General features: G+C 62.9%; 18 protein-coding genes and 1 riboswitch. Of the genes, 10 read left to right on the forward strand and 8 right to left on the reverse strand.

Annotated features, from left to right (window positions below; all coding sequences use genetic code 11):
* Positions 1-8: 8 nt before the first annotated feature.
* From CHR90_RS09215 to ndk, 4 genes are all read left to right on the forward strand, one after another.
* Positions 9-995 (forward strand): ArsR/SmtB family transcription factor, encoded by a 987-nt coding sequence (locus CHR90_RS09215; protein ID WP_094408719.1) that lies wholly within the window; start codon positions 9-11, stop codon positions 993-995.
* Positions 992-1,849, forward strand: a complete 858-nt coding sequence (gene metF, locus CHR90_RS09220) for a methylenetetrahydrofolate reductase [NAD(P)H] (RefSeq protein WP_094408720.1) — start codon at positions 992-994, stop codon at positions 1,847-1,849. The genes CHR90_RS09215 and metF overlap by 4 nt, the downstream gene beginning before the upstream one ends.
* Positions 1,850-1,861: 12 nt before the next feature.
* A complete protein-coding gene (gene metH, locus CHR90_RS09225) occupies positions 1,862-5,365 on the forward strand; it encodes a methionine synthase (RefSeq protein ID WP_094408721.1) in 3,504 nt (1,167 codons plus the stop codon).
* A 124-nt stretch (positions 5,366-5,489) separates the two neighbouring features.
* The gene (ndk, locus tag CHR90_RS09230; protein ID WP_094408722.1) at positions 5,490-5,912 is read left to right on the forward strand and encodes a nucleoside-diphosphate kinase; all 423 of its coding nucleotides are present in this window, start codon (positions 5,490-5,492) and stop codon (positions 5,910-5,912) included.
* 61 nt (positions 5,913-5,973) lie between these two features.
* On the opposite strand, the gene CHR90_RS09235 is transcribed toward ndk, so the two are convergent.
* The 5 genes from CHR90_RS09235 to purM all read right to left on the reverse strand — a co-directional run bounded on the left by CHR90_RS09235 (position 5,974) and on the right by purM (position 9,287).
* Positions 5,974-6,345 (reverse strand): hypothetical protein, encoded by a 372-nt coding sequence (locus CHR90_RS09235; protein ID WP_094408723.1) that lies wholly within the window; start codon positions 6,343-6,345, stop codon positions 5,974-5,976.
* 141 nt (positions 6,346-6,486) lie between these two features.
* A complete protein-coding gene (locus CHR90_RS09240; RefSeq protein WP_094408724.1) occupies positions 6,487-6,621 on the reverse strand; it encodes an aa3-type cytochrome c oxidase subunit IV in 135 nt (44 codons plus the stop codon).
* A 51-nt stretch (positions 6,622-6,672) separates the two neighbouring features.
* A complete protein-coding gene (locus CHR90_RS09245; RefSeq protein ID WP_094408725.1) occupies positions 6,673-7,575 on the reverse strand; it encodes an aldo/keto reductase in 903 nt (300 codons plus the stop codon).
* A gap of 12 nt (positions 7,576-7,587) precedes the next feature.
* Positions 7,588-8,238, reverse strand: a complete 651-nt coding sequence (gene purN, locus CHR90_RS09250) for a phosphoribosylglycinamide formyltransferase (RefSeq protein ID WP_094408726.1) — start codon at positions 8,236-8,238, stop codon at positions 7,588-7,590.
* Positions 8,226-9,287, reverse strand: coding sequence for a phosphoribosylformylglycinamidine cyclo-ligase (gene purM / locus CHR90_RS09255; RefSeq protein WP_094408727.1), 1,062 nt, complete (start codon positions 9,285-9,287; stop codon positions 8,226-8,228). The genes purN and purM overlap by 13 nt, the downstream gene beginning before the upstream one ends.
* Before the next feature lie 197 nt (positions 9,288-9,484).
* Between purM and CHR90_RS09260 the strand changes: the two genes are divergently transcribed.
* The 6 genes from CHR90_RS09260 to CHR90_RS09285 all read left to right on the forward strand — a co-directional run bounded on the left by CHR90_RS09260 (position 9,485) and on the right by CHR90_RS09285 (position 16,735).
* Positions 9,485-10,609, forward strand: a complete 1,125-nt coding sequence (locus tag CHR90_RS09260; RefSeq protein WP_094408728.1) for a DUF2066 domain-containing protein — start codon at positions 9,485-9,487, stop codon at positions 10,607-10,609.
* A 12-nt stretch (positions 10,610-10,621) separates the two neighbouring features.
* Positions 10,622-11,212 carry a CDP-alcohol phosphatidyltransferase family protein gene (locus CHR90_RS09265; RefSeq protein WP_094408729.1) on the forward strand — a complete coding sequence of 197 codons (591 nt, stop codon included), beginning with the start codon at positions 10,622-10,624 and terminating at the stop codon, positions 11,210-11,212.
* Positions 11,209-12,282, forward strand: coding sequence for an AI-2E family transporter (locus tag CHR90_RS09270; RefSeq protein WP_094408730.1), 1,074 nt, complete (start codon positions 11,209-11,211; stop codon positions 12,280-12,282). The genes CHR90_RS09265 and CHR90_RS09270 overlap by 4 nt, the downstream gene beginning before the upstream one ends.
* Complete coding sequence (locus tag CHR90_RS09275; protein WP_094408731.1) at positions 12,279-12,965, forward strand: P-loop NTPase family protein; 687 nt, start codon at positions 12,279-12,281, stop codon at positions 12,963-12,965. Before CHR90_RS09270 ends, CHR90_RS09275 begins: the two co-directional genes overlap by 4 nt.
* 98 nt (positions 12,966-13,063) lie before the next feature.
* The gene (locus CHR90_RS09280; RefSeq protein WP_094408732.1) at positions 13,064-15,232 is read left to right on the forward strand and encodes an RNA degradosome polyphosphate kinase; all 2,169 of its coding nucleotides are present in this window, start codon (positions 13,064-13,066) and stop codon (positions 15,230-15,232) included.
* Positions 15,233-15,244: 12 nt separating this feature from the next.
* Positions 15,245-16,735, forward strand: coding sequence for a Ppx/GppA family phosphatase (locus CHR90_RS09285; protein WP_094408733.1), 1,491 nt, complete (start codon positions 15,245-15,247; stop codon positions 16,733-16,735).
* Here CHR90_RS09285 and CHR90_RS19760 read toward each other — a convergent pair whose 3' ends face one another.
* From CHR90_RS19760 to thiB, 3 genes are read right to left on the reverse strand one after another with little or no spacing between them, the layout of a single operon-like run.
* A complete protein-coding gene (locus tag CHR90_RS19760; RefSeq protein ID WP_212668661.1) occupies positions 16,736-17,452 on the reverse strand; it encodes a thiamine ABC transporter ATP-binding protein in 717 nt (238 codons plus the stop codon).
* Positions 17,436-19,016 (reverse strand): thiamine/thiamine pyrophosphate ABC transporter permease, encoded by a 1,581-nt coding sequence (gene thiP, locus CHR90_RS09295; protein WP_094408734.1) that lies wholly within the window; start codon positions 19,014-19,016, stop codon positions 17,436-17,438. The genes CHR90_RS19760 and thiP overlap by 17 nt, the downstream gene beginning before the upstream one ends.
* Before the next feature lie 12 nt (positions 19,017-19,028).
* On the reverse strand, positions 19,029-20,024 hold the full coding sequence (gene thiB, locus CHR90_RS09300) for a thiamine ABC transporter substrate binding subunit (protein WP_094408735.1): 996 nt from the start codon (positions 20,022-20,024) through the stop codon (positions 19,029-19,031).
* Positions 20,025-20,057: 33 nt separating this feature from the next.
* Positions 20,058-20,158: riboswitch (TPP riboswitch) on the reverse strand.
* Positions 20,159-20,368 lie beyond the last annotated feature (210 nt).

A 20,368-nucleotide genomic window follows, 5' to 3' on the forward strand; every position in this document is an offset into this window, starting at 1 on the left:
ATCTCCTTATGACCGATTTGGAACCCCTCGACCTGCTTCTGGAGCGCCTGCGTGCGGCGGCGGAAGAGACCCGTTTGCGCCTGCTGGTGCTCTGCGCCGATTCAGAACTGACGGTCAGCGACCTTACGGCGATCCTCGGGCAAAGCCAGCCCCGCGTCTCGCGCCATTTAAAAGTGCTCTGCGATGCCGGGCTGTTGGAGCGGTTTCGCGAAGGCTCCTGGGCGTTCTTCCGCCTCAGCCAGCGCGGTTTAGGCGCGACACTCGCCCGCTCGTTGGTTGAACGCCTGTCTTTGCAGGACGATCAAATCGCGCTCGATCTTGAGCGGCTGCATGCGGTCAAGCAAGCGCGGGCGGAAAGTGCGGCGCGCTACTTCGATGATAATGCCGCCGATTGGGACCGTATCCGTGTTCTGCATGTTGCGGAAAACGAGGTGGAAGCGGCGGTGCTCGGGCGTTTGGGGCCGGGACCGTTCGGCGATATTCTCGACATCGGCACCGGCACCGGGCGGCTGCTGGAGCTGATGGCGCCGCGCGCCGAGCGGGCTATCGGCCTTGATCTCTCGCGCGAAATGCTGGCTTTGGCCCGCGCTAACCTCGATAGGGCCGGGCTAAAGAATTGTTCGGTGCGCCAGGGCGATCTTTACGCGTTGCCGTTTCCGGCGGGCAGTTTCGATGCCGTTACCCTGCATCAGGTGCTGCATTTCCTTGAAGACCCGGCGGCGGCAGTTGCCGAGGCGGCGCGCGTGCTGCGCCCGGGCGGCAAGCTGATCGTCGTTGATTTCGCGCCCCACGATCTTGAGGAACTGCGCGACCGCCACGCGCACCGCCGCCTAGGGTTTCCGCAAGCCGATGTGGACGCCTGGACCGCAGCAGCGGGTCTGGATGTCGAAGAATCCCAGGTTCTGCCCGGCAAACCGCTTACCGTCATTCTATGGTCAGCCCAGTCCAAGTGTGCGACCCCGACCCGTTCTCCCGTGAAAGAGGCCCTGTCATGAGCGACGATCTCGCCATTTCCTTCGAGTTTTTCCCGCCGAAAACGCCGGAGATGGAAGTCTCGCTGTGGAACGCGGTGGAAAAGCTGGCCCCGCTGGCGCCGAGCTTCGTTTCCGTCACCTATGGCGCAGGCGGGTCGACGCGGGAACGGACCCACGCCACTGTGCGCCGCATTCGCCAGGAAACCAAGCTGGAGCCGGCGGCCCATCTCACCTGCGTTGCCGCGACGCGGGCGGAGATTGACGCGATTGCCCGCGACTATTGGGCGTCCGGCGTGCGCCATATCGTTGCCCTGCGCGGCGATACCCCCACTGGCGGGCCCTATGAAGCAACGCCGGGCGGGTACGCCTATGCCGCCGATCTGGTCGAAGGTCTAAAGCGCATCGCCCCCTTCGAAATCTCCGTCGCCGCCTATCCCGAAGGCCACCCGGAAGCCCGGTCCCTCGATGCCGATCTTGACGTGCTGAAGCGCAAAGTGGACGCCGGGGCGACGCGGGCCATCACGCAATATTTCTTCGATGTCGATGTATTTACCCGCTTTCTGGAGCGCGCGCGCGCGGCAGGAATCAGCATTCCTATCGTGCCGGGCATTCTGCCGGTCACCAATGTCGCGCAGGTGCTGAAGTTTTCGAAAGCCTGCGGCACATCGGTCCCGCAGTGGCTGGCCGATACGTTCGAAGGGTTGGATGCCGACCCCGAGACGCGCAAGCTGGTCGCGGCCTCCGTCGCGGCGGAACAGGTGCTGAAGCTGCGCGCCGAGGGGATTTCGGAGTTTCATTTCTACACGCTGAACCGGGCGGAACTTACGCTCGCGCTTTGCCGCCGCCTGGGTGTTCGCGCCCCCGCCGCTGTATAAAGGATCCAGGACATGGCCGATTTTCTGACCGCGCTCAAGCAACGGGTTTTGCTCTGCGATGGCGGCACCGGGGCGCTGGTGCAGGCGATGGACCTCGATCTGGAGCGGGATTTCCTGGGGCAGGAGAACTGCACCGAGGTTCTGAACAAGTCGCGCCCGGATATCGTCCGCGAGATTCACGGCAATTACTATGGTGCCGGGTCGGACGTGGTGCAAACCAACAGCTTCGGCGGGTCGCCGCTGACCCTGGCAGAATTCGGTCTGCAAGACGAAGCTTTCGAGATCAACCGCCTCGCTGCTAGCCACGCTAACGATACGCGCGACCAATTTAAGGCCGATGGGCGCCAACGCTTCATCCTCGGCTCTATCGGGCCTGGCACGCGGCTGCCCAGCCTCGGGCATATCGATTATCAGAGCCTTGAGGATAGTTTCCACATTCAAGCCGCCGGGCTGATTGCCGGTGGTGTGGATGGCGTGTTGATCGAGACCTGCCAAGACCCGTTGCAGATCAAGGCGGCGGTCAATGGCACCAAACGCGCCCGCAAAGAGGCGGCGCGCGCCGTACCGCTGCTGGTGCAGGTGACGGTCGAAACCACGGGCACGCTGCTGGTCGGCGCCGATATTGCGGCGGCGGCAACGGTCATTCATTCACTCGATGTGGATGTTATGGGGCTTAACTGCGCCACCGGCCCGCAGGAAATGGCCGAGCATGTGAAATGGCTGGGCGAAAACTGGCCGGGCCTGATTTCCGTCCAGCCCAACGCGGGCCTGCCGGAGCTGGTGGACGGCAAGACCCATTACCCGCTGTCCCCGCAGGAACTCGCGACGTGGCTCGAACGCTTCATCCGCGAGGACGGCATTAATATGGTCGGCGGCTGCTGCGGCACGCGCCCCGACCATATCCGCGCGCTCGATGGCATGCTGCGGCGGCTCGATCCGCAAACGGGTAACTCCATCGGTCGCCCGGTGCCGAAAGCGCGGGTGCCGCAGTGGGTGCCGTCGGTCGCCTCGCTTTATTCAGCCGTGCCGCTGCGCCAGGAAAACGCCTATCTGTCCATCGGCGAACGCTGCAATGCCAATGGTTCCAAGAAGTTCCGCGAGCTTCAGGAAGCGGGCGATTGGGATGGTTGCGTCGCGATGGCGCGCGAACAGGTAAAGGAAGGCTCCCACACCCTCGACCTTTGCACCGCCTTTGTTGGGCGGAACGAGGTGGAGGATATGACCCAGGCCGTCAGCCGCATGCGCGGGTCGGTGAATGCGCCGTTGGTGATCGATTCGACCGAACTGCCGGTGCTGGAAGCGGCGCTGAAGCTCTATGGTGGCAAGGCGATCCTCAACTCCATCAACTTCGAAGACGGCGAGGGTCCGGCGGAAAAACGCATGGAACTGGCCAAGCGCTTCGGAGCTGCCGTAGTGGCGCTGACGATCGACGAAGAGGGCATGGCGAAGGATGTAGAGCGGAAGCTCGAGATCGCCCGCCGCCTCTATGATTTCGCCGTCAACCGCTATGGGTTACCCGCGTCGGACCTGATGTTCGACCCGTTGACCTTCACCATCTGCACGGGGAACGAGGACGACCGTAAGCTAGGCCTCTGGACGCTGGACGCCATTGAGCGGATCGCGACGGAAATGCCCGAGTGCCAGATCGTCCTAGGGCTGTCCAATATCTCCTTCGGGCTTAATCCCGCTGCGCGGCACGTATTGAACTCGGTCTTTCTTGACCATGCCGTGCGGCGTGGGATGACGGGGGCGATTGTGCATCTTTCTAAGATCACGCCGCTGCATAAGATCCCCGAAGAAGAGGTGAGGGTCGCCGAAGACCTGATCTTCGACCGCCGCCGCGAGGGCTATGACCCGCTGCAGGCCTTTATTGCCCTTTTTGAAGGGCGGCAATCGGCGGCCAAAGTGGCGAAGAAGCGCGCTGAAACGGTGGAAGAGCGCCTGAAAGACCGGATCATCGACGGCGACCGCCTGGGGCTGGAAGAGGATCTGGCCGAGGCGATGAAGGCGCATCCACCGCTCGATATTATCAACATCTTCCTGCTCGACGGCATGAAGGTGGTCGGCGAGTTGTTCGGCGCGGGCAAGATGCAGCTTCCCTTCGTGCTGCAATCGGCTGAAACCATGAAAACCGCCGTCGCCTACCTCGAACCCTTTATGGAAAAGATCGAAGGGCAGGAAAAGGGCACCATCGTCCTGGCAACCGTGAAGGGCGATGTGCACGACATCGGCAAGAATCTCGTCGATATCATTCTGACCAACAATGGCTATCGGGTGGTCAACCTCGGGATTAAGCAGCCCATCGCGACCATCATTCAGGCGACCAAGGAGCATAAGGCCGACGCGATTGGCATGTCGGGCCTGTTGGTGAAATCCACGGTCATCATGAAGGATAATCTCGAAGAATTGCGCCGCGAGGGGTTGGAGACGCCGGTGCTGCTCGGCGGGGCCGCGCTCACGCGGAAATTCGTCGAGGAAGATTGCGTCACCGCTTACGGCGGCAAGGGCGTCGCCTATGCCCGCGACGCCTTCGATGGGCTGGCGCTGATGGATAAGGTGGTTGGCGGTAGTTTTGAAAGCCACGTCGCGGAAACTCAGGAAAAGCGTGCCAACCGCCCGACGAATACCAAGCGCATTCTGGGCCAGGCCGCCAATGCCGAACGCCGCCCGGTGGATGCCGAGGAAATCCGCCTGCGCCGCCAAGAATTAAACCGCGATGTAACGCCGCCCGTGCCGCCGTTCTGGGGGCCGCGCGTGCTGGCGCGGGTGCCGGCGGCAACCCTGGTGCCTTACCTGAACGAAACCATGCTGTTCCAGTTCCAATGGGGCTTCCGCAAGATGGGGAAGAGCTTGGACGAGTTCAAAGCCTGGGCGGCGCAGGAAGTGAAACCAATCTTAAAGCGCATGCTGGATCTTTGCGCGGCCGAGGAGATTCTTCAGCCCCAGGCTGTTTACGGCTATTGGAAATGCGCGGGCGACGGCAATGACGTCGTGCTGTTCGAGGAAGACGGGGTGACCGAAGCCGGGCGCTTTACGCTGCCGCGCCAGGCGGGCGACCAGGGCCTCTGCATCGCCGATTTCTTCCGCGACATTCACGATCCGCAGCGCGACGTGATCGGACTGCAAGTGGTGACGATGGGGCAGAAGGTGGCGGATACGGCCCGGGCGTGGTTTGCCGAGAACCGTTATCAGGATTACCTCTACCTCCACGGCCTTGGTGTGGAGATGGCCGAAGCGATGGCCGAATATGTCCATAAGCGCATCCGGGGCGAGCTTGGCTTTGCAGCGGAAGATGACCGCGATATGGAAAAAATGTTGAAACAAGGGTATCGCGGCAGCCGCTATTCCTTTGGCTATCCGGCCTGTCCTAATCTTGCCGATCAGCATCTTCTGATGAAACTTCTGAACGGTCAGCAGATCGGCGTCGATCTGTCGGACGAAGATCAGCTTCATCCCGAACAGTCAACCTCCGCCATTGTCGTGCTACACCCGCAAGCGAAGTATTTCTCGGTGTAGCGAAGCTTCTTGCTTCAAGCCCTGTGACGCGGTTATAACGCGCACGCTATTGACGACCGGAAAGGGCGGGCCGCAGGTCGCGGACCGCCCTTATCCGTCACACACCAAGCGGAGTTAAGCCGACATGGCGCTCGAACGTACCCTCTCGATCCTGAAGCCCGATGCTACCCGTCGCAACCTGACCGGCAAGATCAACGCCCGCTTCGAAGAAGCCGGTCTGCGCATCGTCGCCCAGAAGCGCGCGTGGCTGTCGCAGGCCCAGGCCGAAAAGTTCTACGAAGTGCATAAGGCCCGCCCGTTCTTCGGCGAACTCGTGTCCTTCATGATCTCCGGCCCGGTCGTGCTGCAGGTTCTGGAGGGCGAAAACGCCGTGACCCGCAACCGCGAAATCATGGGCGCGACCGATCCGTCGAAGGCCGAACCGGGCACCATCCGTCGCGAATTCGCCGAATCGATCGAAGCTAACTCGGTTCACGGCTCGGATTCGCCGGAAAATGCTGCGATCGAAATCGCCTATTTCTTCGCCGGTACCGAAATCGTCGGCTAAGCCTCAGGCATACGGCGTCTTTGGCGCTGGGGAAATGGCGCGGACAAATCCGCGCCATTTTTTATTCCAGGGTAGCAGAAACGGTCAGAGCGTCTGCACCGCTCAACAGCACCGTGAAGATTGGATCAAGTGGCTGAACCACCCCCAATGTGGTGGGGTTCTGGTGGATTGTCAGAACCATTTCATGGATATTTGTGGTTGTTCCCCCTGTGTCGGGAATGGCGCAGGTTATTGTAAGATTCGTTTGAAAAATATCATCGACAGTCAGCGGTATGACTTCACTGCCACCTGCGGCTAGCGTCACTTGTTGAGTGACCGGCGCATCGTTCAGATTATCGATGACGCTAGCGGAATAGGTCCAAATCTGGTCGCTTTGATTGAGATTATTCGGGTCTACCGGGGTGGCGTTTCGCAGCGTTAAGGCGATATTCATTGCAGGATACTCTCCAAAAAGGTGGCGCCTGCTATCAGAAACGCCCGTTTTCAGAGAATCGTCAATCATATTAAAATATGATGATTGATTTAAAAAAAGCCCCGGACGGTGCCGGGGCTTTCTGGGTCAGAAGCGGATGGCTTAGTGGTGACGGATCAGCGTCAGGGCCATCACGGCAACCAGGGCGATGACCGCAGCGCCGCCCCAAGTCATCGCCTTCATGACCGAGTTGAAAAACGCCTGATGCCGCTTTTCCATGTCGCTGAAATTAGCCATTCGGTTTCCTCCTAAGGGTTATCGATCTCGTAAATACCGAAAAAACGTGCCTCAGGCAACCGGGCGCCCGCGTGCGGCTTCCAAGATGGCGAACCAATCCTGGCGGTCCAATCCATTCAGGGCGGCGCGATAGTTGGCAAGGCGGCTGCCCTGACCGGTGCCGACCACGGCGACCGGACGCGACGGCTGGGTGAGCGCCCAGGCCAGCGCCGTCGTGCCGATATCGGCATGGTCATAGTCTTTGCCCACGCGTGCCAACACCTGCCGCAGCACCTCGTGCGCGGGATTGCTGAAGAGATCACCGCCCCCGAGCGGCGACCAGAGCATCGGTGCGCGCCGCAGTTCTTGCATCTGATCGAAGGTGCCATCGTCCAGCGCGTCGGTCCGCAGCACGGAATATTCGACCTGATTGGTCGCAAGGGGCACCAGCAGGCGCGATTGCAGTAGGGCGACTTGGCGCGGGGAGTGGTTCGACACGCCGACATGGCGCACCCAGCCCTTGGCCATCACTTCCTGCAACGCTTCGGCGGTTTCATCGGCATCCATCAGCGGGTCCGGCCGATGGATCAGCAGTAGGTCGAGATACTCGGTATGCAGCGCCCGCAGGCTGTTGGTCACGGAGCGCAGAATATGATCGCGCGTCGTGTCGTAATGCTTCACGTAGTTATCGGGCCGCGCGGGTGTAACCGGGCGGATGCCACATTTGGAGACAAGCTGGATCGCCGACCGGTCCCCTGCCCAGGCCTGCAAGCCGCGCCCAAACGCTTCCTCCACCCCAAAACCGCCGTACAGGTCGGCAAGATCAAAGGAGGTGATGCCTAGATGCAAGCAGAGGTCGATATGCGCGGCGAGGGCCTTCGGCTCCCTGATTTCCGGCTGATCAAGCAACCGCCACGTGCCCCAGACGAGGCGCGAGAGGCTGGGACCGGCAGCAGTCAGCGGGATTTTTTCCATCGGTCTCTTCCGTCAGCGGATCGGCGGGTTGAAGTGGATGGTTTCATCGGTCGGGGCATCGATGCGGCAGCGCAGCCCCTCGACCGTCACCTTGCCCGAGGCGAGCAGCCGCACCGCTTCTGGGTAGGCCTTATGCTCGGCGGTCAGGATGCGGGCGGCGAGGCTGTCTTCCGTATCGCCGTCAAGGATCGGCACAGCGGCCTGTACCAGGATCGGGCCTTCGTCCATCGCCGGGCGGACGATATGGACCGTGCAACCCGCAAACCGCGCACCGCTGTCAATCGCCCGCTGATGCGTATCCAGCCCCTTGAACGCGGGCAGTAGGGAGGGGTGGATGTTGAGGATCTTATCCCCCCAGCTCGTCACAAACTCCGGCGTCAGCAGGCGCATGAACCCCGCGAGGCAAACGATCTCCACCCCCGCCGCGCGCAGGGTTTGGTCTAGGGCGGCATCGAAGGCCGGGCGGCCATCGAAATCCTTATGGCTGATCACCTGGGTCGGGATGCCCGCCTTTACGGCGCGCTCCAGCCCCATCACCCCGGGCTTGTTGGACAGAACCAGGGCGATTTCTGCCGGAAAGGTCGGATCGGCGCAGGCGTCGATCAAGGCTTGCAGGTTAGAGCCGCGCCCCGAGATTAGGCAGCCGAGCTTTACGCGCGCCATGCGGCCTCAAGCGATTGAACGTGAACCCGTTCCGCGCCCGTGGCGGCTTCGACGCGACCAACGCGGAAAGCCGTCTCTCCGGCGGCAGTCAAAGCGGCGAGGGCAGCCTCCGCATCCGTCTCCGCCACGACCACAACCATACCGAGGCCGCAGTTGAACACGCGCGCCATTTCGGCCACGGCCACGCCCCGGCTGAACAGCCAGCCCATAACGGCGGGGGATTTCCAGGCGTTCCCGTCCAGCGAAACGCCGAGACCGTCCGGCAGGACGCGGGGAATGTTCTCCGTCAACCCACCGCCGGTGATATGGGCCATCGCTTTGACTGTTACCGCCTGCATCGCCGCCAGCAGCGACTTCACATAAATGCGCGTCGGCGTCAGCAGCGCTTTCCCAACACTGGTGCCGGGGGCGAAGGGCGCGTCGGCGTCCAGCGCCACGCCGTCTTCGGCCAGAATGCGGCGGACCAGCGAGAAGCCGTTCGAATGTACGCCGCTCGATTGCAGGCCCAGCACCACATCGCCCGCCGCAACCTCGCGCCCGGTGATCACCTTACTGCGCTCGACCGCGCCGACCGAAAACCCGGCCAGATCGTAATCGCCATCGGAATATAGGCCCGGCATTTCCGCCGTCTCGCCGCCAATCAATGCACAGCCCGCTTGGCGGCACCCTTCGGCGATCCCGGCAACGATGGCGCGCCCGGCGGCTACATCGAGCTTGCCGGTGGCATAATAATCGAGGAACAGCAGCGGTTCGGCGCCCTGGACGACCAGATCGTTGACGCACATGGCGACGAGATCGATGCCGACCGTTTCGTGATAGTTGGTGTCGATCGCCAGCTTCAGCTTGGTCCCAACACCATCGGTGGTGGCGACCAGTAGCGGATCGGTAAACCCGGCGGCCTTGAGGTCGAACAAAGCGCCGAAACCGCCCAGGGAGGCATCGGCGCCGCGCCGGGCGGTTGCCTTTGCCAACGGCTTAATCGCTTCCACCAGGGCATTGCCCGCATCGATATCAACACCGGCGTGCCGGTAGGTCCGTTCGTTAGAAATAGCGCACCTCTATCGCCCGAAAGACGAGGGTTTCCCGCCCCACGGCAGGTACCCGACCAATTGGCTCGGACAATAGCGGATCGGGCGGCGAATGCAATGTGGGGCGGGCGCATCTCAGCGGGTGACTTCCGGTCCTGCCCTGGGCTAAAAGGAAGCGCTATAGGGCGGATTTCGCCAGGATATGAGGAACTTCACGGATGCGCGCTCGCCGTTTCGCTTCGGGTCTTCTGGTTTCGGCGCTGTTGGTCGGCGCGGGGGCGGCTTTTGCTGTCGATGAAAGCTACAGCGTGTCGGGCATCGTCATCGACAAAACGGCGGCGAATGCCACCCAGGCGCGCGATAGTGGGATCGCCGAAGGGCAGGTGCGGGCTTGGCGCAAACTGATCGAACGCATTGCCGTTGGCGGCGATACCGCACGGCTGCTCAGCCTGACCGATAAAGATATCGCCCCGCTGCTGGAAGGCTTCGAGGTTGAACGGGAAACCAGCTCCCCCGTGCGCTACCTCGGCACGCTCACTTACCGCTTTCGCCCGGCTTCGGTCCGCAATCTGATGAAGCAGGCGGGGATTGAGGAAGTGCGCGGCGCCCCGAAGCCGATGGTGTTGCTGCCGCTGTTCCGCGAAGGCGATAAGGCGATGCTGTGGGAACCAGCGAACCCCTGGCGGCAAGCGCTGTCGGGCCGTCCGCTGAAAACCGGTCTGGTGCCGCTCGTCCTGCCGCGCGGTGACGAAGCCGATGCCGCCGTGGTGGATCCGACCAACGCCTATGACGCAACGCCGCTGAAGCTCGACCCACTGCTGCGGCGTTACGATAGTTTCGACGGGCTGGTTGCGGAATTCGTTGTGGCGGCAGACGGCGGCAGCTTAACGCTGCGCCGGTCCGGCCAAGCAATCTTCAACGAGCGTTTCGTGCAAAATGTCGGCGAAAACCGCGAGGCCTATTTCGACCGCATCATTACCCGTATGACCGGGGAGCTTGAGGCGCAGTGGCGTAAGGATAAGGCGGCGCAGGCGGCGGCGAGTGTAGCATCGGGCGATACTGGGACGGTATCTGAAACCCTTGCCGTGAAGGTGCCCGTGCGCAGCCTGACCGATTGGATCGAGGTCAAGAAGCGCCTCGAAGCCGTTCCGGGCGTCCGGGCGGCGCAGTTGAAGGCGCTTTCCCCGACAGAGGCGATGATCGACCTGCCGCTGACCGTGGCCGCCGATCAAGCGACCAAGAATCTGGCGCAGCGCGAGTTGAAACTGTCGCAAGATGCCGATGGTTACGTGCTGCGCTTTACCGGCGGGGCCGCCGCGCCAACGCCCGCGAAGGCACCCTAACCGGAGCAGGCGATGCCGCCACTGCGGCGCTGGCTTCGGCCTGTCCCGAACCTTATCTCCTGCGCCCGCATTCTGCTGGTGCCGGTGACGGTGCTTGCCTTGGTACGCGGCGACTATGATCTTAGCCTCTGGCTATTCATCGTCGCTGGCGTGTCCGATGCGCTTGACGGCGCCATCGCCCGGCTCGCGCGGGTGCAATCGGTGCTGGGCACTTATCTTGATCCCCTGGCGGATAAGCTGTTGCTGGTCAGCGTCTATTGGGCCCTATCGGCGCAAGGCTTGCTGATTTGGGCGGTAACGCTGGCGGTTTTGCTGCGCGATGGGATGATTTTGGGGGGCTATCTTTGGTGCCGGTGGCGGCGCTGGCCCTTCGATATTCAACCGATTTTGATTTCAAAGGTGAATACCTTCTTGCAAGTCTTTGTCGTTGCGTGGATTTTATCGCTAGAAGCGGGATGGTTGGCACGCATGGTTTCCGCCGCCGCAGCCGACCGTTTGACGCTGTTGCTGGAGGTTGCGATGATCGCAACCACGGTGCTCAGCGGGTTTTTCTATGCCGGGCGCTGGCACCGGCTCATTCAAGGCGCGAAAGGACGGCTATGAGCGTGCGCGATTGGCGCTGGATCATCGGTTTCGCCGTTCTGGCGGGACTCATCGTCTGGCAAATTACCGCCGTGCTATTACCGTTCGTCGCGGGGGCGGGGATCGCCTATTTCCTCGATCCGGTGGTGGATTGGCTGGAGCGGCGGCGGGTTGGCCGGGCGGTCGGTAGCCTATTGACCATCATTGCCTTTTTTCTGCTGTGCTTTTTGGTGCTGCTGCTGTTCGTGCCGATCATCCAGGTGCAGGCCGTGGAGCTTGCGCAGCGCTTACCGACCCTCCTGGCCACCGTGCAAGAACGGGCCAATCATTTTCTGGTCGATGCCCAGCGGGAGTTTGGCGTATCGGACGCCGATTTGCTCGATCTGCGCGCCGCCGCCGGGGCCGATGCGGGCAAAGCCCTGTCCTATGTCGCCCAGTTCGTTGGCAATCTGCTGGTCGGCGGTTTGGCGGTGGTGAATATCCTATCGCTGGTTTTCGTGACGCCGGTGGTCGCCTTCTACCTGCTGCGCGACTGGGATAAAATCGTTGCCCGCGTCGATTCCTGGCTACCGCTCGCGGCGGCGGATACGATCCGGGGACAGGCACGGGAGATTGACGCCATTCTGTCCGGCTTTGCGCGCGGGCAGGCCTTGCTGTGTCTCTCCTTGGGCATGTTCTATGCCATCGGCCTGCGCGGGGCGGGGTTGGACTTTGGCATTATCGTCGGCCTGCTGGCGGGGCTTTTGTCCTTCATCCCCTTTGTCGGCGTTTTCGTCGGGGGGGTAACCTCGCTGGGGCTTGCCTTGCTGCAATTCGACAGTTGGGTGCCGATCCTGATCGTCGCCGGGGTGTTTGGTGTCGGGCAAATTTTGGAAGGCTATGTCTTGCAGCCGTGGTTGGTCGGCGACCGGGTGCGTCTGCATCCGGTGTGGATCATTTTTGCGTTACTGGCGGGGGGCAGCCTATTCGGTTTCCTCGGCGTGCTGCTGGCCGTGCCGGTGATGGCGGTAATCGGGGTCTTGGCGCGCTTCGGCGTTGGACGTTACCTCGCCTCCAGTCTTTATGATCCGAACCGCTTGGGGCGTTCATGAAGCAATTGCCGCTGGCGCTTCAGTTCCGCCCGGCGGTTTCGGCGGAAGATTTTCTGGTGGCGCCCTGCAATGAATTAGCGGTCGCCTGGATCGACCGCTGGCCCGACTGGCCCGCCCCGGCGCTGTCGCTCTCGGGGCCAGAGGGGGCGGGGAAGTCCCACTTGGCCGCCGTTTGGGCGGGGCGCAGCGGTGCCACTCCCGCGCGGCCTGGGTTGCTGGTCGATAGCGATGCCCTCGTGCCCCCAGGGGCGCGACTGCTGGTCGATTTGGGAAACGATCCCCTACCGGACGCGGCGGCGGAAGAAGCCTGGTTCCATTTTCTCAACCTGCTGCGCGAACGGCGCGGACAGGCGCTGATTGTTTCGCGACTGCCCACCGCCCGTTGGCCCGTGCGTCTGCCGGATTTAGCATCGCGGTTGGCGGCCCTGCCCCATGTGGACATTGGCCCGCCCGATGATGCGCTGCTATCAGCGCTGCTGGTAAAGCACCTAGCCGATCAGGGTGCCGCCGTCGATCCTGGGGTTATCGCCTACCTGCTGCCGCGCGTCGGGCGGAGCTTTGCCGCCGTTGCCGCCCTGGCCCGCGACCTGAACGCAGCCGCCCTGGCCGTCCAAAAACCGATTACTATCGCTCTCGCGCGCCGGGTGCTGAACGATCCCGATGGTTCGGATGGCTTGCTTTAGCGGCATTGCTTGGGCCGACCGTCATCACTCTGTCATGCTCTGAATGCCATGAGTGTGCTATAGCGCCAATAAAGCCCTGCGACGACAAGAGGATTGCCATGACCACGGCCCTTCCCGAAACCGCCCCGACGCCGACCGAGATTCTGCCGACCATTGGCAAAGCGTCGCCGCAGCGGTTTATCAACCGTGAACTGTCGTGGCTGGCGTTCAATCGGCGGGTGCTGGAGGAGGCGGCGAATGTCCGTCAGCCGCTGCTGGAACGGTTGCGCTTTCTGTCGATTTCCGAAGCGAACCTCGACGAATTCTTCATGGTCCGCGTTGCCGGGCTGGAGGGGCAGGTCGCGGCAGGGGTTTCCGGCGTTAGCCAGGATGGGCTGACCCCCGCCCAGCAGCTTGCCGATCTTCGCGAAGCCGTGCGCGCCTTGACCGATACGCAGGAAGCCACGTGGCAGACCTTGCGCGACGAAATGGCGGCCGCTGGGATCACCCTGGCCGACCCGGATGCGCTAACCGCCGAAGAACGGGCTTGGGCTTCGGCTTATTTCGACGAGCAGATTTTCGCCGTCATGACGCCGATGGCGATTGATCCGGCGCACCCGTTCCCGTTCATCCCGAATCGCGGTTCGGCGATGGTCATTCAGATGGTCCGCCCAACCGATGGCAAGGTGATGCGCGCGCTGCTGCCACAACCGGCGCAGATTCGTCGCTTCATTCAAATGCCGACCAGCGGCGGGATTCGGTTCCTGGCGGTCGAAGATTTGATCGGCCTGTTCCTCGACCGGCTGTTCCCCGGCTTCGAGATTCTGGCGAAGGGCCTGTTCCGCATCAACCGCGACAGCGAAATGGAAATCGACGAGGAGGCGGAAGATCTCGTTCGCCTGTTCGAATCGGCCCTGAAGCGCCGCCGTCGCGGCTCGGTGATCCGGCTGGTCGTCAATGCGGGAATGCCGGAAGATTTGCGCGCTTTCGTCATCGAACAGCTCGCCGTCGCCCATGCAGATGTTTTCGATACCTCTGCCATCGTCGGGCTGGCCGATGTGAAGCAGATGATTGTCGATGAACGGCCCGATCTGCTGTTCCCGCCGTATCACGCCCGCTTCCCGGAGCGCATCCGCGATTTCGGCGGCGACTGTTTTGCCGCGATCCGCCAAAAGGATATCGTTGTCCATCATCCGTATGAGAGTTTTGACGTGGTGGTGCAGTTCTTGCTGCAAGCGGCGCGCGATCCGGCGGTGATTGCGATTAAACAGACGCTCTATCGCACGTCGGACAATAGCCCCATCGTCCGCGCCCTGGTGGAAGCGGCGGAAGCGGGCAAGTCCGTCACGGCGCTGGTGGAACTGAAGGCCCGCTTCGACGAAGAAGCCAATATCCGCTGGGCACGCGATCTGGAGCGTGCGGGCGCGCAGGTGGTCTATGGGTTCATCGACCTCAAAACCCACGCCAAAGTATCGTTGGTCGTGCGCCGCGAAGGCGGCGAGTTGCGCTCCTACGTGCATTTTGGCACGGGCAACTATCACCCGATCACGGCGAAGGTTTACACAGACCTCTCGTTCTTTACCTGCGATCCGGTGCTCTGCCGCGATGCGACGCGCGTTTTCAATTTCATGACCGGCTATGCCAATCCCGACCGGCTGGAAAAGATCGCCATCGCGCCGCTGACCATTCGCCCGGCGCTATTGAAGTATATTCAGCACGAAATCGATTGCGCCCATGCAGGCCGCCCAGCCGCGATTTGGGCGAAGATGAATGCCCTGGTCGATCCCGAGATCATTGATGCGCTGTACCGCGCCAGCGATGCCGGGGTGAAGGTGGAGTTGGTGATCCGGGGTATCTGCTGCCTACGCCCTGGCGTGCCGGGCCTGTCGGAGAATATCCGCGTTCGCTCTATCGTCGGGCGGTTCTTGGAGCATAGCCGCGTTGTTTGCTTTGGCAATGGGCACGAGCTGCCGTCGCGCTACGCCAAAGTCTTCATCTCGTCGGCGGATTGGATGCCGCGTAATCTCGATTGGCGGGTTGAAACCCTGGTGCCGATCGAAACGCCGACCGTGCATCAGCAAATCCTCGATCAGATCATGGCGGCCAATCTGAAAGATCAAGCCCAAACCTGGTTCTTGCAGCCGGATGGCAGCTATGTCCGTCCGCCGGAATCTTTGGATGGATTCTCGGCCCATACCTTCTTTATGACCAATCCTAGCCTATCCGGGCGCGGATCGGGCCAACGCCGGGCGACGCAACCGCGCGCCCGCCAGAAGCCGAAGGACTGAGTGTCGCGCTAGATGCCTACCTCAAAACGCATCGCCATTATCGATATCGGGTCAAACTCCTGCCGTTTGGTCGTTTACCGCGATAGCTCGCGGGCGCCGCTGACGTTGTTTAACGAGAAGGTGATGTGTGGCCTGGGGCGGGGCATTACCGCCACCGGGCGGCTGAACCCGGAAGGCCGCCGCAGCGCCATTGCCAACCTCGGGCGCTTCAAGGCGCTGACCCAGGCGATGAACGTCTGCGAGACGCTGATTTACGCGACGGCGGCAACCCGCGATGCGGAGGATGGCCCGAGTTTCGTTGCGGAGGCGGAGCGGGTGATGGGCCTGCCGGTGACGGTAATCCCAGGGGATGAAGAGGCGCGCCTATCGGCCCTTGGCGTCCTGTCGGCGATCCCAGAGGCCGAGGGCGTCGTTGGCGATCTCGGCGGCGGCAGCCTTGAGCTGATCGATGTGTCGCGCGGCACGCTGGGGGATCGTATCTCCCTTCCCATCGGCCCTTTGCGCATGATGGATGCGGCGGAAAATTCCGTGCGGCGTGGGGCGGGGCTGATCAAGAAAGCTCTGCAGGGCGTCGAGTGGCTGCCCCGCTTGGAGGGGCGCGATTTCTATGCCGTGGGTGGTGCTTGGCGCACGCTGGCGCGGATGATGATGGAGCAGCGGCATTATCCGCTGCATATCATCCACCATTACAGCGTTCCGGCGGCAACGGCGGCTAGTTTTTTCCAGCGCATTCACCGGATGGACCGCGATACGATCCGCCGCCGTCCCGATGTATCGCGCCGCCGGGCCGATACGCTGCCCTGGGCCGCGCTGATCTACGAACAATTATTCGCGCTGGCAAAACCGGCCAATATCATTTTTTCGGCGGCGGGGCTGCGCGAAGGCGCGCTCTATGACCGGCTGCATCCTGCAGTGCGCGGCACCGACCCGCTGATGGCAAGCTGCGAAACTCTGGTCGGTGATAGCCGCTTTGCCCTAGCCCATACCGAACTGCTGCGTTTTGTCGCCCCGCTGCTGCCGAAGGACGATGCCCGGCTGCTGCGCCTGACCGAAGCGGCCTGCCGCCTGTCAGATATCGCTTGGACGGAACATCCCGATTACCGCGTTGCCCTTGCCTATCGCCGGGTGTTGCAGGCGCAATTGACCGGCATCGACCACGCGGGCCGGGCTTTTCTGGCAGCCGCAATTGCCCTGCGCTACGGCGCCAGCCGCGATGCCCTGCCGGATACGATTCCGGCGCAACTGCTTACGCCGCAGGAACTGCGGGTCGCCAGCGCGGTCGGTGTTGCGCTACGGCTTGGGTATCTTCTGTCTGGCGGGGCGCCGGGGGTGTTGGACCACGTTTCCCTAAGCGTCGATGCCGATCTCCTGACGCTCTCGCTGCCGACCGACGGTTCGGTGGTGCTGGGCGACGCAGTGCATCGGCGGATCGAGGCGCTGGGGAAGATTTTGGAGGCGGCAACCCGCATCGTCCCGGAAACCGGCGTCGTTCCGGCGAAATAATCAACTTTCGCCCAGATAGGCAGTCAACCCTGGCAGATCGGTACGGGCGAGCAGACTCTCCGTTGCCTCGAACGCCCGAATCTGCCCGGCTTCCAGATAGGCGGAGAGGCGGGCCGCTTGTCGGGCCTCATCGGGGTGATGGCTGACCAGCAGCACCGTCAGCCCGTGCGCCCGGCGTAGCCCGTCGATCAAGCCGAGCATCTCCCGCCGTTGGGCGGGGCCGAGGGCAGCGAAAGGTTCGTCCAGCAAAAGGATCGGGCAGGTTGGGGCGCGGACCAGCGCCCGGGCCAGGGCGACGCGCTGGCGCTGCCCGCCCGACAGGTCGCGGGCCGGGCGTTTGTCGAACCCCGCCAACCCGACTTGCCCGAGGGCGGTTGCTGCAACCGCTTCGGCCGCGGTCCCGCTGGTTTTGCCGGGCAGCAAGCCCAGGCGGACGTTGGTGCCGCAGTCGAGATGGTCAAAGAGGTTATTCTCTTGGAAGACGCTGGTAACGGGCCTCCGGGCCGGGGGCAGCCCATTGACCGGCGTGCCGAGCAGGCGGATGCTCCCGCTCTCCGGCGTTTCAAACCCGGCGATCAGGTTCAGCAAGGTCGATTTCCCAGCGCCACTGGGGCCGATCAGGGCGACAAAATCCCCCGCGTCGATCCGCAGATCGAAGCGCATTTTCATGGTTTCGTAGGTGAAGCGCAGGTCTTGCACCTCAAGCGCGGCGGTCACGGCCCAATCCTTTTTCAATGCCCCAAAAGACAACAAAACCGAGCAGTAGCAAGAACAGCGCAATCACAGCGGCTTCGTCAAACCGATAACTGCCCATCCGGCTGAACAGCAGCAGCGGCAGGGCGGCGGTATCGCTCGCCCCGAACAGGGCCACGGCGCCAAAATCCCCCAAAGATAGGGCTGCGGCCAAGGCCAGCGCAGTCACCAAGGCCCGGCGCAAAACGGGAAAATCGACTAGGCGAAAGCGCTGCCAGCCGCGTAAGCCCAGCGCGGCGCAGAGCCGGTCGTGGCGGGCGGCGGCCTCTGCCACGGCGGGCGTTAGGGCGCGTAGCGTATAGGGGAGGGCCATCAGCGTCGCCAAAGCAATCGTCAGTGCAACCGCAACCCAGGGCGCCAAGACTAGGGGGCGGAACAGAATGAACCAGCCTGTGCCGATGACGATGGGTGGCAGGGCCAGCGGTAGCGTCCCCAGCCCCGCCACCAACCTGCGCAGCCGGGTAGGCAGGCGCCGCGCCCCCAGCAAAAGCCCAAGCGCACCGAGGACAGCAAGGGGGGCTGCCAGGGCAGTGAGGCGGAGGGAATTTAGCGCTGCCGTCCAAAGATCAGCCTCCCACAGTACCGCCAGGATCGGACCGCGTAGCCCGCCGTGGATCAGGCCGAGCAGCGGCCCGCCGATGAAGAGCAATGCCCCGCCAAGCCAGAAGCTATCGAGAATCCGCGTGCGCCAGAGGTGACGATCGGGCCGCGCCCCATTCCGCCCCGGCCCCAGGCTCAGCGGCACGGCGGGCGGGGTCAGGCGCACCAGCAGGCCACCAACGCCGATGCACAGCAGAGTTTGCAGGAGCGCTAGAATAGCCGCCCGGCTGGGGTCGAAGTCGAGCCGCAAGGCTTCATAGAGGGCCACTTCCAGCGTCGTGGCGCGCGGCCCGCCGCCGAGGGCGAGAACGATGGTAAAACTGCCGCTACACAGAAGGAAAATCAGCGCGGCAACGCTAGGCAGGCTGCGGCGCAGCACCGGCCAATCGATCCAGCGGAACACCTGCGCCGGCGAAAACCCGAGCTGCGCCGCCAGCCGCCAGCTTTCCCCCGGCACGGCCTCCAGCGGGCGCAGGAGGATACGCACGGCGAGTGGCAGATTGAAAAACACATGGGCCAGGAGAATCCCGCCGAGGCCGTAGATCGGTGGCATCTCGCCCCCCAATGTCGCGACCGCCGAGGCGACCCAGCCCGTGCGGCCATAGAGCGCCACCAGGGCCAGCACGCCCACAAGCGCCGGCAGCAGCAGCGGAACCCCCAGCATCTGCACGATCAGCCCCCGTCCCGGAAAGGCGGGTCGGCGCGCCAGTGCCCGCGCCACCGGCACGGCCCCCAGCAGCGAGAGCAGCGTCGAGAGCGCCGCCTGCCCAAGCGTAAACAGAAGCACCCGGTGCAGATAGGCATCGTGGAGAACGGTGGCGAGGCTTTCGGCAAAGCCCCGCTCCCCCGTCATCCCGAGGAATAGTACCGGGCCGATACCGGCGATCAAGGCCGCCAGCACGAGGGTTGCGCAGACGAGCGCAAGCATGGCGCGGGTAGCTTACTGGGCCAGCGCCTTCAGCCATTCGTCGGTCCAGGCCTTACGGTTTTTGGCGACCTGATCGGCGGGCAACAGCAAGGTCTTTTCGGGCTTCGGCAGGGTCTTGAAGGCGTCGGGCTGCGGCGCGCTAGCGGTGACCGGGTACATCCAGTTCGTCGTCGGCAAAATGCCCTGGGCTTTATCGCTCAAGAGGAAGGCCAGGAACTGCTTTGAAAGCGCTGCCTGTTTGCTGGTCTTGGTCGCGGCGGCGACTTCGATCTGTGGGTAATGGCCTTCGCTGAAGATCGCCGCCGCATACCGGTCAGTCTTTTCTTCGATCAGGTGATAGGCGGGCGAGGTGGTGTAGGAGAGGACCATCGGCGCCTCGCCCTTGGTGAACAGACTATAGGCGTCGCCCCAGCTTTTCGTCGTGGTTAGAATGCGGCCACGCAGTTTGCTCCACGCCTCGGGCGCCGCATCGCCATAGACGGCTTTCACCCAGAGCAGTAGGCCGAGACCGGGGGTGGAGGTGCGCGGGTCTTGGATGACGATCTTCTGCTTCGGGTCGCCCTCCACCAATTCTTTCAGGCTTTTCGGCGGCGTCGGCAGCGCCTTGGTATCATAGACCACGGCGAACGCGCCGTAATCGAACGGCACGAAGGTCGCATCATCCCAGGCGACGGGCAGGGCGAGGGAATTGGTATCGATCCCATGCGGCGCAAACAGGCCGGTCGCGGCAGCCTCCACCGTCAAATTCTGATCGAGACCGACGACGACATCCGCCTTGGTCGCCGTGCCTTCGAGCCGCAGGCGGGTGAGGAGGGCCACCCCGTCATCAACCCCAACGAAAGTGAGTGTGCAGCCGCAGTTTTCCTCAAAAGCCGCCTTCAACTTTGGCCCCGGACCCCATTTGGAGGCAAAGCCGGAATAGGTATAGACGGTCACTTCCGGCTTTTGCGCGGCGGCGGGCAGGGCGAGAAGGGAAGCAGCGAATAGCGAGCGCAGCAGAAGGTTCATGTCTCTCTCCCCAGCGGTCGGGGGAGGAGCGGCGCGTGGCCGTCACTCAATCCCTCCGCCAGTATCATCTGGATCAGGTTCGGCGGGTTGGCGAAAGCCTCTCAGCCCCGCGAAGGGCACCCCGTTGAGATGCATTAGTCCTAGCGCCCGGCCCGGTCTCTGTCCAGGCCGAAGCCAAATTTTCGCGGGGCGCGCTCTGTGTTACGGCAGGCTGTGACAAGTGCACTGGCAATTTTCCGTGTGTTTTGAATTGCCTCTAGCCAATGTCTTACAATTTTGGTAAGACAGATGTTATGAATATATCGACTAGAGAAGAGTCGAAAGTGCATCCGAAAGGCCGTGTG

The sequence above is a fragment of the Elstera cyanobacteriorum genome, assembly GCF_002251735.1.
GTDB classification, from domain to species: domain Bacteria; phylum Pseudomonadota; class Alphaproteobacteria; order Elsterales; family Elsteraceae; genus Elstera; species Elstera cyanobacteriorum.